The organism is Lawsonia intracellularis PHE/MN1-00, assembly GCF_000055945.1.
In the GTDB taxonomy this organism is placed as follows: Bacteria; Desulfobacterota; Desulfovibrionia; order Desulfovibrionales; family Desulfovibrionaceae; genus Bilophila; species Bilophila intracellularis.
The window spans coordinates 564,483-577,710 of the sequence record NC_008011.1; the positions used below are offsets into that span (position 1 = coordinate 564,483).

The 13,228-nt window shown below is 32.8% G+C and carries 7 protein-coding genes, 1 tRNA gene and 1 other RNA gene; 6 read left to right on the forward strand and 3 right to left on the reverse strand.

The annotated features are described in order from the left end of the window. Window positions 1-49 precede the first annotated feature (49 nt). Window positions 50-826, reverse strand: a complete 777-nt coding sequence (locus LI_RS02555) for a carbonic anhydrase (protein WP_011526551.1) — start codon at window positions 824-826, stop codon at window positions 50-52. Between the two features lie 396 nt (window positions 827-1,222). On the opposite strand from LI_RS02555, the gene LI_RS02560 reads away from it, so the two are divergent. The 5 genes from LI_RS02560 (at window position 1,223) to LI_RS02580 (ending at window position 7,125) form a co-directional block, all read left to right on the forward strand. Further along, window positions 1,223-1,296: transfer RNA gene (locus tag LI_RS02560), tRNA-Gln, on the forward strand. Window positions 1,297-1,750: 454 nt separating this feature from the next. Then, window positions 1,751-3,109, forward strand: a complete 1,359-nt coding sequence (locus LI_RS02565) for an ABC transporter ATP-binding protein (protein ID WP_011526552.1) — start codon at window positions 1,751-1,753, stop codon at window positions 3,107-3,109. Beyond that, on the forward strand, window positions 3,102-4,976 hold the full coding sequence (locus LI_RS02570; RefSeq protein WP_011526553.1) for a class I SAM-dependent methyltransferase: 1,875 nt from the start codon (window positions 3,102-3,104) through the stop codon (window positions 4,974-4,976). Before LI_RS02565 ends, LI_RS02570 begins: the two co-directional genes overlap by 8 nt. A 393-nt stretch (window positions 4,977-5,369) precedes the next feature. After that, the gene (locus LI_RS02575) at window positions 5,370-5,984 is read left to right on the forward strand and encodes a M23 family metallopeptidase (protein ID WP_011526554.1); all 615 of its coding nucleotides are present in this window, start codon (window positions 5,370-5,372) and stop codon (window positions 5,982-5,984) included. A 37-nt stretch (window positions 5,985-6,021) separates the two neighbouring features. Continuing rightward, window positions 6,022-7,125, forward strand: a complete 1,104-nt coding sequence (locus tag LI_RS02580; protein WP_011526555.1) for a polysaccharide deacetylase family protein — start codon at window positions 6,022-6,024, stop codon at window positions 7,123-7,125. Between the two features lie 30 nt (window positions 7,126-7,155). Here LI_RS02580 and LI_RS02585 read toward each other — a convergent pair whose 3' ends face one another. After that, on the reverse strand, window positions 7,156-8,196 hold the full coding sequence (locus LI_RS02585) for an AI-2E family transporter (RefSeq protein ID WP_011526556.1): 1,041 nt from the start codon (window positions 8,194-8,196) through the stop codon (window positions 7,156-7,158). 382 nt (window positions 8,197-8,578) lie between these two features. Here LI_RS02585 and ssrA point away from each other — a divergent pair. Then, window positions 8,579-8,954: a transfer-messenger RNA gene (ssrA, locus tag LI_RS07425) on the forward strand. A 546-nt stretch (window positions 8,955-9,500) separates the two neighbouring features. Here the strand turns inward: ssrA and LI_RS02590 are convergent. Further along, window positions 9,501-12,743, reverse strand: coding sequence for a class I SAM-dependent DNA methyltransferase (locus LI_RS02590; protein WP_231850145.1), 3,243 nt, complete (start codon window positions 12,741-12,743; stop codon window positions 9,501-9,503). Between the last annotated feature and the right edge of the window lie 485 nt (window positions 12,744-13,228).

The window sequence follows — 13,228 nt, forward strand, 5'->3', positions numbered from 1 at the left end:
AGTTATCAGTTAAAAAAGTTAGTAACATTATAAATTAATATTTTTATGGTTAGCAAGAAGGAACTAAAACAAAAAACTCTTTCTTTATAGGATCATATTGTAATAACTCACCTGATACAATATCAAAATACCAACCATAAACTTTGAGGTTTGATTTTTTTACAGCCTCTTTAACCCATGGGAATGTCAAAATATTATTCATAGAATTTACAACACTAAACTGTTCACATGCTTTTTGTCTAACTTCAAAAGGAGCATTAGGAAATTTCTTCTCAGCAAGTATCTTAGCAGGCTTAGCAATACTCATCCATCTATCAATGAAACTTTTTCCAGTATAGCTTCCTGGTAACAATAAACTATGAATTCCTCCACATTTTGCATGTCCCATAATAATAATTGTATCTACATGCAAGTGCTCTACAGCATACTCGATTGCAGAAGTGACACCATGATAACTTCCATCCTCTTTAGTACATGGAGGGACCAAATTAGATATATTACGAACTACAAATAAATCTCCAGGCTTAGCTTCTGTAAGAATAGCAGGATCAACCCTTGAGTCACTACAAGAAATAAAAAGAACTCTAGGTTGTTGTCCTTCACTCAATTCTTTTTTATATGGTGAGTCAGGATTACAAAAGTGAAGCTTTTGAAAACGACGAAAACCTTCTTCTAATATTTTTACTGCTTCTACATTGTTAAGAGATTCCTCCATAGACTTACCTTTTATGCTTTTTTGTGCATTAGCAAAATTTGGTGGTATAAAAAAAACTATACATCCCCAAAAAACTACTAAATGTATACTGATATAAAAAACTTTTTTCATAGCTATTACAACTAACTCTCTTTTATTTATTTAACTTTCTTTTAACCTTAACACCCTTTTTTATTTAAATATAATAAATAAAAACTTTAACTATAAATTAATAATTACCATTCTACTAGTAGTATATTAATATAAAATAAAAAAATTATTTCATTACAATACAATTTATTATACTAACCAAAAATTTTAGTTATAGTTTTAAAAAAAGTCAATTTAAAAAATAGGTTAGTGGTTTTACTTGTACATATCACAAACAGAATAGATTTATTAACAACTATTTCAGGATATATATATATATCATCCACTAACTTAAAAATTAGCTGTATTAATGAAAAATACAATATAGAGATATATTGACAACCAAATGACTCTTGTCTAACTCATACATATAATAATTGGGCTGTCGTTCAATGGCAGGACAGCGGATTCTGACTCCGTTAATCAAGGTTCAAGTCCTTGCAGCCCAGCCATATCCACCCCTATACTACTATCATAAATACTATAAATATTAATTCAACATTTTCTACTTTTTCTTTATCTACACATAGTTCCTTCTAACTACTTATAAAAAATGTGTATAACTGTTATTATCCGCTAGTTATATCTAGTAAGGAATAATAATAATAATATATTAAAATAATTAACTTTTTATTATTTTATTACTATAAATGCATGGCAAAGTACTATCATTAATTTTGTATACCCCCTTCTCAACTACTAATACTTTTGAATTAATACTATTAACGAATTATTTCGTTATGTTACTCTTTTTACTATAAAGAATTTTGCATTTTTTCCTATTTTATACTATAATATATGACATATATTTTCTTGTTATAAAAAAATATTTTCTTTAATATATTACATCAACTCTCAATAGGATAATATTAGTTAACCCGCCAAGTAAATTGGAACTTGTTTTTCATGTCTAACAAAAGCAAAATAGATCCTATTATTACTGTAAAACAACTTTGTAAGTCATACCCACTATATACCAAAAAACAGGATCATCTTCTTGAACTTTTTGATCCTTTTAGAAAACAGCGTCATACACTTTTTCATGCACTTAATTCTATCTCATTTTCAATTTATAAAAATGAAAGTATTGGTATAATGGGTATTAATGGTTCAGGCAAATCAACTCTTTTAAAACTATTAACAGGTGTACTTACACCCTCTTCCGGGGAAATATCCGTAAAAGGAAAAGTATCTGCTTTACTAGAACTTGGTGCAGGTTTTCATCCGGAAAGAACAGGTCTTGAAAATATCTATTTTCAAGGAGCACTTCATGGACAAACAAAACAAGAGATAGACTCTTACCTTGCAGAAATTATCCAGTTTGCTGATATTGGAGAGTATATCCATCAACCTGTAAAACTTTACTCAAGTGGAATGTTTATACGATTAGCATTTGCTACTGCTATTCAAGGTAACCCAGATATCTTGATTATAGATGAAGCATTAGCTGTAGGAGATGTACGTTTCCAACGTTTATGCTTTCAACGTATTGAAGAATTAAAACAACAAGGGGTAACTTTCATTTTTGTTTCACACTCTAGCGATCAAATTGTAGCACACTGTAGTAGAGCATTACTACTTGGAAACGGTCAACTCATTATGGATGGAGAACCACGCAATGTAGTTAATCGCTATATGGATATTTTATTTAATCGTAATGATAAATTAAGCAACACAATAAAAGCAAATGTTACTCTCCCTGAGAGCATAAGCACCGTTACAGAAAAACCAACTGAGCTTACTACTAATTATGACCTAAAAGATAAAGAAAAACTTAACGACCCTTACTCATTACATCCCTGGTATAATCCTTATGAATACCGATGGGGAGATGGTCGTGCAACTATTTCAGATATTCATATTACCTCATCTGGAAATATAAATAATGTTCAGCCTGGTGACTACTTATCTATTCAACTAAAAACAGTATTTCACACATCCATTATTAGACCTATTTTTGGGTGTACCATAAAAACACATGATGGTATTATTGTATATGGCTCAAATACAGAGCTAACAGGTTCTGAAATATTATATGACCATGTTTCTGCTGGATCCATAACATTTGTTACTTTTACTATGCATTGCAATTTAGCACCAGGAGACTACTTTTTCTCATTTGGTGTTGCTGTAATGGAAAAAGATACTGTACCTCTTGATAGACGGTATGACTCTCTTCTTTTAACTGTGCATGGCCCTGCAAACTTTTTTGGTCTTAGTAATTTAAATATGATAATTAGGAATTCAGGGATTAAGCATGTATAATGTCTTATCACAACTATATAATTATCAAGCTGAATTGAATATTTGGCAGTGTGACACTCCAAAAATATTTAATTATTCTGATGGAGATGAAATAGAAGATAGGTTGTATACCATACTAAAACAAGTGGAAGATAAAAGTATCCTCTCTGATGAACTACAAACTTTCCAAAAAGATTGGGCCACTACCTATCATTTATCTGCCTCCAGAGCCAACTTATTACGCCCAATTGAAAAAACATTGTTAAAAGATGCCACTGTATTAGAGTTAGGTTGTGGTTGTGGAGGAATAACTCGCTACCTTGCAGAAACATGTGCACATGTATGCTCTGTAGAAGGAAGTCAACGTCGTGCATCAATTACTGCGTTACGCTGCCAAGACTTAACTAATATAACTATCATATCTGACTCTATTTATGATCTGTCTCCTAAAATTGGGTCTTTTGATATTGTAACACTTATTGGTGTATTAGAATATGCTCGTCTTTTTGGTGGAGAATATGCAGAAACTCGTCTATTAAAAAAAGCTTGCTCTTTTCTTAAACCAGGTGGTGCTCTTATTATTGCTATTGAAAACAAACTTGGACTCAAATATATTGCAGGTATTCCTGAAGAACATCTAGGAACATCATGGACTGGTGTTATGGATGGATATACTTCAGATGGTATAGTTACATTCAACCGTAAAGAATTAGAAGATCTTCTTATCCAAACTGGCTTTTCACAACTCCAACAGTTTATCCCTTTACCTGACTATAAACTTCCAACTACTGTTTTACACCCAGAAGGTATTGTAGCAGAGGAAAAAGAATTTCAACGTGCACCACTAATTGCTGCTTCCTCTAGATCATTTGAAGAAAAACCCCTTTTTAATATTCAACAAGTTTGGAAGGGTATCTGTAATACTAATATGTTAGCTAACATGGCTGACTCTCTATGCTTTATTGCATGGAAAACTTATGAATCAGATAAAACTATACATAGCTGGCCCAAAAATATTCTAGCTTCACATTATGGAACATTCATTCAAAAACAATACGCCAAAGAAACTCAATTTATTCGTTCAGATGATGGTATACAAGTATTACGCCGACACTTAATACCAGGCTTACAAAAGCCTAATGCTATCTTTTCACAACTATTAGAAGAAGAACCTTACATAAAAGGAGAACTCCTTATAGAAAAAGTGAGACAGCTTATGGTAAAATATAACTGGACAATTGAACAAATTGCAGCTGTATTACAACCTTGGTTTAGTTGGCTTTGTTCACAATGTATTCCTGGTACAACTGATTTACCAGCCGAACTACAAGATATAGCACCTTTTAATGTTGTCCTTGATAAAGATGGTGCTATCAATCCTATAGATATAGAGTGGACAAGCATACAATCTATCCCTTTATTAACAATGCTTGTACGAACACTATCATCAACATTCATCCGTATAGGTCAAGTTGCTCCTCCTGCAACTAATGTCCCTTTGAAGATTATTCCCCTACTTCATCAAACTATTTGCATACTATATAAACCAATATCAATGGACTCTATTCATGCAGCATGGGAAGATACAGAAAATAAAGTTACATGTTATCTAGGAGTAGATTGTCCATGGGAAACTATGATCCATGCTGAGTTGTCAGTTATTCCTAATATGCCCCTCTCCATGATTCAATCATTAAAGACAGACCTATGTTCTCTCTCAGAAGAAAATAAAAATCTTAGAGAAGAACTAACTTCATGTTATAATTCCCGCTCATGGAAGCTTACAAAACCATTACGTTTTTTTAGTAACAAGTTACACAATTATCGTGCAGTTATTAAAAATTTTTTTACTTTTAACATGTTACTTTTTATAATTATCACATATTAGTATCACATTACACTACTAGTTACACCTCTAACTAAATAATGACTCTATCTTCCAAGATATATTCAAGCTATAATTCATACTTTTTACTTATTCCCCCTACCCTTACTATGCTAAACTATATTAAGGATAACTAGTATGAATTACCTTATAAAAATTGGATCTTAATTGTATCTCCTTTAAAATATTGAAAGAAGTATCTATGCTCTAAAAAAATAAATAATATTTACCCTTATTAAAAAGAGTGTTATGGGTTTAACTACATTGTATGAATTGAAACCAATTATTTTTTGTTTCCAATGTAAATTTATTGCATGACTATCATTGTACAATATTGTATCCTCTGATATTTATTTCTATTATTTAGAATTACATATTGTATATCTTGGAGACAGTATGCCATTATTTACCCGTTCTTACTCTACTTTTTGGCTAACTCTTAATTTAGTTTTTTTATTACTACCTGCTTGTGGAACTAAAGAAAAATCACTTCAATCAAATGAACTCCTCTCACAACCCATAGAAAGTCAAGATAATACCACCTCAAAGACAGAACTACCTAAAATTAGTCTTATCAAACCTACACAAGGGAAACATATTTCTTCTGAATTTGGAATGCGTAGTCATCCCATAAAAAGAAGACAACTTCTGCACACCGGGATAGATATATCTGGAAAGCGAGGGGACAAAATTATAGCTTCAGCTAATGGAACTGTCGTTTTCTGTGGACGTAGAGGCTCATATGGTCTTACAATTGATTTAGACATTGGAAATGGTGTAATATTACGATATGCTCATCTTGATAGATTACATGTCAAAAAAGGTGTAGAAGTTTATCAAGGACAATGTATTGGAAAACTTGGAAGAACAGGTAGAGCAACTGCTCCTCATTTACATTTTGAAGTCCGTGTAAATAATATCCCTGTAGATCCTATGCAATTTATTATACCAACACACCACTGGACAAAAAAACCTCAACCACCCAGTACTACAACAAAAAAAGAAATGTAATTTCCATTCATTGGTAATAGAGTATATAGAGCATATTATGACTCAAAGCCTCCCTGTATTAATGTATCATTATATATCCAATTATCCTAGCTCAATAAGCGTATCTCCTCATAATTTTGAAAAACATTGTCAAGGAATGGCAGAAAATGGTTGGAGAGGAATAACTCTTCAAGAAGCTGAATCTTTTTTTCTAAAAGGAGAAAAACTTCCTCCTAAATCTGTGCTCATTACATTTGATGATGGTTTTTTAGATAACTTTGTCTATGCATGGCCAATATTAAAAAAATATGAACATAGTGGTGTCATTTTTACTGTTACTGAACGTATTCTATCTGAACAAATTGTTAGACCTACACTTTTTGACGTCTGGGATAAATCTATTTCTAATAAGGTTCTTTATGAACTTGTAGATATGCCTATAAAACAAACAAAACTTGGACTCAAAAAAAGACAAGATGTATTTCTTTCATGGGAAGAATGTCGTATAATGGAAAAAAGTGGTGTAATTAGCATTGGTGCTCACTCTGCCCATCACCTTTCTGTTTTTGCTAATAACACATGGAAAGATATATATATTCCTTCAGATCAGCATAGAACATTCTATAAAATTGATGCTCCTATAGTATGGGGAATGCCATGTTTTAAAGAAAAATCTGCCTTACACTGTAAGGCATTTATTCCTTCGAATAAACTTACTGAACTTATTACCTATCATGTACCACAACAAAAACAACAAGCCTATGAATACTTTCAACAACCTCATAATATAACAAGCCTGAAACAAAAAATTCAAACACTTTCCTCTAACTCTCTTGGAAGTTTTGAAACATGGGGACAACAGCAAAAACGTCTTATTTCAGACTTTGAACAATGTAAAAATACTCTTGAAAAAGAACTAGGACATAATGTGCAATCATTCTGTTGGCCATGGGGTGAAAGTTCAATTATTGCTCAACGTATTGGGAAAAATTTTGGCTTTTCATATTTTTATAAAACTTCTATGGGAGCAAATCCATCAAAAAAATATACGGCTATTAATCGTTTTAAAGTCAGAAATAAAGGATGGAACTGGTTACGTTGGCGATTAGAAATATATTCTCGTATAATGCCTGCAACTGTGTATGCAAAAATACGTATCTAAATTTAGTCACTAAGTAATATAAAAACATTTCTATTTATTACAACTTCTATCTGTTATTTGTAGTGCTTGTAAACTTTCTTTTGATGCCTGTATAGCTATTGCTACAAGAATAGGTCCTGCTACTATTCCAACAGGTCCAAACGCTGCAAGACCACACAAAATAGATAAAATAAGAGCAATAAGTGTTGCATCTATACCTGTTTTCAAAAAAAACGGCCTTAATAAGTTATCAACGCCTGCAACAACAATAACACACCAAATAATCATGGCAACCATAGCTACAGTCTCACCTTGAAGCCAAAGCCAAATACATACAGGTATCCAGACTAATGACGTACCCACAAAAGGGATTGGTGCTACAAAAGCTGTAATGAGTCCCCAAAAAGCAGGCTGTGGAACATTAGCCACAGCAAAGCCAATACCACATAGAAATCCTTGTATTATAGAAACTAAAACTATACCTACTAATACACCAAAAATAGCATTTCTTATTGTTACAATAAATCGATTAAGTACTTCATAAGAAAAATTAGAAGTAATACGAATCATAGTATAAAGTAATTCTGCATTTGTAATACATAATACAGTAACCATAATAAATATAAATATAGTTAATACTGCATGAAAAGCTCCACCTGCGATTCCTAAACCACCAGCTAACACAGACCTTGTTACTGACCCTACAATACCTGCTATGCTGCTTGCCAACTGTTTAACCCCACCTTCAAGACCAGGAATTTCTTTTAACCACCTATCAATAGAATCTAACATTTGATCAGCATTAATACTCTGTAAAAAACCAGGTTCACGTAATTGGTCAAGAATTTTTAACCCTGCTACAGCCTGAGGGACAATAAGAGATATCGTTATTATTAAAGGTAATAAAATTAATAGGCTAAGACATATAGTGTAAATTACAATTGCCCAATATCGAGAAATTTTCTGAGTAAGCTTAAGAAAATATGGATATGAAACACAAGCCATACTTGTAGCTAAAAATGTAGTAACTGGAAAAGGCCATAAAAGTAAAAACCAAGCGCCTATACTCAATAGTGAGAGAATTCGTGTCATATTATAATGTCTCTTTACCCTTTTAATTACTATGGTAACATACTGTTAATACACAAAAACTGTCTAACCAAGTTACTATCCTCCCACACTTCTATCTATAGTTCAAAAAAATTTTATTGAAGATATATCTACCATAGTAATAGATTAACATTTCTCAAAATTATATCTATAGTATATAATTATATTATAGTATATAGTGATAGCATGACATTGCCAATACCTAAAAAAATCAGAAAGTTACAACCATAAGAAAAGGTTAAAATACAAAGAATAGCTATCTTGTTTTTCTATAAAAAAACATATACTCCTACCGATTAACATTAGTAAATTAACATTAGTAAAATTTTACTAACTTACTATTCTAGTTATTATAATAAACAAGGGGGACGCACTGGTTTCGACGGGGATGTGGAAACCAAAGTGGCAGGTCGAGGCGCCGCTGGCCTCGTAAAAAGCGGCAACAATGTAATTGCAAACAACAATTACGACTACGCTCTTGCTGCATAAGTAATAGCGTACCTGGCTATTTAAATAGCCACGTCAATCCTGCTGATGTCTGATAAGCTGGTGCGGCGACAATCATCAGGCTAGCAGCCTATTGTGTTTACTGGATAGTCTGCGAAATTATTACAGTAAACTTGTTTTGATCTGCCTGGCTAAGGGCTAGAATCAAAATAAGATGTAAACTTAGCCTAAACCTGTAGATACTTTGTGTGGAACTTTCTCGGACGCGGGTTCGATTCCCGCCGTCTCCACCATTTTTTTATCCAGAGACATCCAAATAAATACGTAACAATTTAAAAATATTGATTTTTTAGAAAAGATCTATCTAACAACATCTAATAAAATCCATTGACATATTACAAGTTTTTGGGGTTAACTTTACAGGAAATGAAAAAATAAAGTTACTCCCCCCCCCCCCCAAGGTTTACTTTTTATATGTATAGTAAGGATTAAACAAAATTCTATATGCCCTTAAATAATATTTTTATTAAAAAGCTTACACCACAAAAAACAAAGTAAGTTTTCCAATAATAGTGGACTTTTTTATTAGTTAGTCTTTCAGATTGGAGCAGGATAAAATGATGCTAAACAGTGTAGATAGAATGGTTTAATAAGATAGCCTTTGAGGTTCAAATATCTTTTGAAGGAAAAGCCTCAGAAACATTATTTACAACTACGTTCTTAAACATTGAGGATTGTATTACTACTACATTTACTAGAGGCAGTTCTACATAAAGGAAAAGGCTTACATCCTATTACTATTGATACTATCGTGAATATAGAAACCAGGTAGGATTAACTCAATTTGTATATTGATTTCCTTTTATTATATGTTTTTCTATATTCATATCGAATAAAGGTAAAAATTGTTTAGTCATAGATGTAAGCTGAGAATAGTCACTTATACTTACTAAACCATCATATTGTTTTTGATACTCAGGGATTAGCCAATGTATAATTCCAGCCTTTTCTTCTTCTGCTTGTATGTTATATAACTCCATTAATCGTGATAATGCTTCATGAGTTTTAATATCCTTTGGCCATCCATAGGCTTCAGCCACAGCTTCATCAAGTTCTGTATGGAGCCTTAATAAATTATAGATATCTCCTTGAAGGCTTATCTTTGACTCCTTAGAAGATAATGGAACATTATGTTGTACCTTCTCCATAATAGCATACATATGTGTAAGTGTCAAATAAGGATATTGTTTTTGTCTTTCTTTACGGTGTGTATCTAACATGTTGGCAATAGAACGGATACGATTCTTTTGCTGTTCTGTAGCTTGAGGAAATGGAAAAGTATCAAAACAGATTTTATTATATACGTCATTAGTATTAGGTTTAAGACCTCGACTTGTGGCTGTGACAGTCAACCAGACGCTATGGAATTTACTTGAGAGTATCCCTAAAATATATGGATCATCGCTAGCAATAACAGTCAGACTATCATCAGGTACTACTAGTTTATTTATAAAGGCAAAATACCTCCTACCAGCAGTTCTTGGAGTAGCTATATATTGTTTAAAATTATTAATGGCATTTCGTAAGCCTATTCCTTGCGATCCAAATAACCACCAGTGATTCCTACGAAATGCAAGTCTATTCTTTTCCCGAATAGGTTTTACTTTAGTAGCAATCCATTGATATATAGTAGGATAGTTCTGTTGGACTTCATTAATACTTAGTCCAAATAAATCTATGACATATGTATTCTTTGATATCCCTGCTAAATCTCTACCTTTCATATAGGGTTTAATATACTTTTCTAACCCTGGGATTGTTCCTAATCCTAATTTTTTTGCCTCATCTAGTGTAATAATAAAGTGTTTTCCTCTAATACTGACACCTGACCATGCTATGCCTTTATTAGCCTTTAAAGGTACAAGTTTTGTAGTATCAACATCAACAGAAAGATTAGCATGTATTTTCCCTTGTGAGCTATTAAAAGTAACCTCTACAAAGCCATCTTGTTGTTTCTCATGTATGGATGTATATAATATACCTTGTTTATCACCTAAAGAGCAGGTTGTCATAGCAATACGAACTCGAGCAGCATCTTTTGCTCCAGTCCAAGGATGATCAGGTATAGCCATCACTATTGATAGTTGAGGCTTATTCTCTAGATAAGACTCAACTATTTTTCTATTAGACGGATTTTTAATACTGTTTGTTGTTATAAATCCAAATTGGCGTACTTTGTTCTCCCTAAGTAACAATGCCGAACGATGCCACCAATACATCACATAGTCTATATTCTTTGGTAACATTGGATAAGCAGAACGTAATGCTTCAACATAGCCGTCTCCTAGTGCAGATCTTATACGATTATTACCGATAAAAGGAGGATTCCCAACAATAAAGTCTGCTTTAGGCCAAGGATCTGCTGGTCTAGGATTTATATATGTTTCTTGAATATTTCCTAATGAATCTTTTCCTTTTTTGATAGAATCCCATGTAAGAATAGCGTCCCTACATTCTATGAATTGGATGTTATCCATAATCGGTTCTGGTGGTTGGACATTCCCATATACTTTATAATGTCTTTGTAAGTAACTTATCCATACCACAAGCTCAGATATAAATGCAGCACGAGGATTATACTCAATACCTTTAAACTGTTTTGGTGTTATAGAGTAGCCTTTCTTTTGTATCTCATTTTCAGATAACCCTAAGTCTTTAAGGGATTGTACTACCTCACCCTCAATATCTTTTAATACATTCATAGAAACAGCTAAAAAATTCCCACTTCCACACGATGGATCAAGAACAATGGTTTCACTTAATCGTTTATGGAAAACTTCTATTTCTTGAATGGCTTCTTTATGACTCCCTTTGACAACATGAGATAAGGCTAAGAGTTTTACATTTTCCCAATCTTCTCTAACAGGATCAACCACTGTCGGAATAACCAAACGTTCAACATAGGCTGTTGGTGTATAATGGGCACCTAGCTTGTACCTATCTTTTGGAGATAAGGCACGTTCTAATAATGTACCAAAGATACTTGTTTCAACGCCACTCCAATTAGCTTTAGCTGCTTTATAGATTATAGCTAATTGTTCTTTATTTAAAGGTAATGCCTCAGCGTCTTCAAATAAATGGCCATGGAAGCATACTACTTGTTTACCCAAAGCTGTTGAGTTTCCTCCTGTCTTCATAGCTTTCCATACGTCTGTAGTAGCTGATGCAAATTGTTCTGGAGTCTTTTCAAGTCTAGCCAATAATTGTGTGTAAGAATTAAAAGGTAGTAAGCCACAATCCTCAGCAAATAATGTGAAAATGAGTCTCATAATAAATAATGCCACAACATCTGGGTCATGTCCTTCATTTTCTAAGGATTGAGCTAAGTCAGATAATGTTAACACAAGCTGATAGGTAACTTTTTCATTTTCTCTTGAAGGGTTTAATGAAAGAGGATCCGTCCAAATCTTTCTAAGACGTTCACGTATTTCAGGCTTTCTTAGATCTTCAAGGAGGATAGTGTTTTCTCTTGCTGATGGATATGGAGCATAGAATCCTGTATCATTAAAATCAGCATAGACTTGTATTGTATGACCAATATCAGCAACAATGATAAATGGAGGATGTCCTTCTTTAGCAGGAAGAGCATAGGCATACCTTTCGGCTTGGATTCGAGCAGCAATCATAGCAGCATCCCAAGCATGGGTACCTCTAATAGCTGTTCCACGTCTGTGGAGACCTTTATTTTGAGATGTTGATTTATAGCTACCTTGTTTACTTTCCCAAATAAAACAACCACGTTTGTACAAGTCGATCCTTCCTGTTGTTATTTTTCCATTTTTGTCTGTTAAAATAACAGGCATTTCAAATAGATATGTGTTATCAACAAGTGTAGCTCTAGGTGATTCAGGACGTGAAATCTCAAGGAGATCACAAAGTTCAAGTAAAAAAGATTGCGAAGAGCCTAATTCACTTCCTCCAGAAGGCGCCCATTTTGCAATAAAGGCCTCAATAGGAGGTAATTCTATTGAACCTTGCGATACAACAGGTGAAGGATAAAAAAAAATAAGTATTATTAACAAATATACTAAGTTAGTACCTATCAATCTATAGTAACTCATAATCGTATAGCTAAAGGCTTTCCTCAAAACAACTTATTGTAAAGATTAAATAATACCTATTTTTGTTATTGAAAATTTTAACAACAATTTTATCCTTAATCTTCCCTTTCAAGATAATCTATACACTAGCAAGTCTAATAACACTGCGTCCTCTTAGATTCACAAAACATAGACTAGTTAGCTCTTTTAAAAAGATTGAAAGTTGTCAGCTAGAAAGGAAGAATAAAGCTTTTCTTATAACCATAAGCATCTTATCTCTACTTTTTACATAAAAATGATAGGTAACATTCTAACTAATAATAGTATGAAATTAAATATAGGGGTAATTTTAGGGGTAACTTAAAAATAGTGATCAATAAAAAATCAATAATTACAAATAAATAAATTCAATGGTCGCTGTCCCACTTTTTGTCCAATACTCCCCAGTATATGATGATCATTTTGAA

Bases quoted from the DNA above. Each gene is read 5' to 3' on its own strand.
- LI_RS02570 (WP_011526553.1), top strand. From the start codon at position 3,102: ATGTATAATGTCTTATCACAACTATATAATTATCAAGCTGAATTGAAT.
- LI_RS02580 (WP_011526555.1), top strand. From the start codon at position 6,022: ATGACTCAAAGCCTCCCTGTATTAATGTATCATTATATATCCAATTAT.
- LI_RS02575 (WP_011526554.1), top strand. From the start codon at position 5,370: ATGCCATTATTTACCCGTTCTTACTCTACTTTTTGGCTAACTCTTAAT.
- LI_RS02585 (WP_011526556.1), bottom strand. From the start codon at position 8,196: ATGACACGAATTCTCTCACTATTGAGTATAGGCGCTTGGTTTTTACTT.
- LI_RS02565 (WP_011526552.1), top strand. From the start codon at position 1,751: ATGTCTAACAAAAGCAAAATAGATCCTATTATTACTGTAAAACAACTT.
- LI_RS02555 (WP_011526551.1), bottom strand. From the start codon at position 826: ATGAAAAAAGTTTTTTATATCAGTATACATTTAGTAGTTTTTTGGGGA.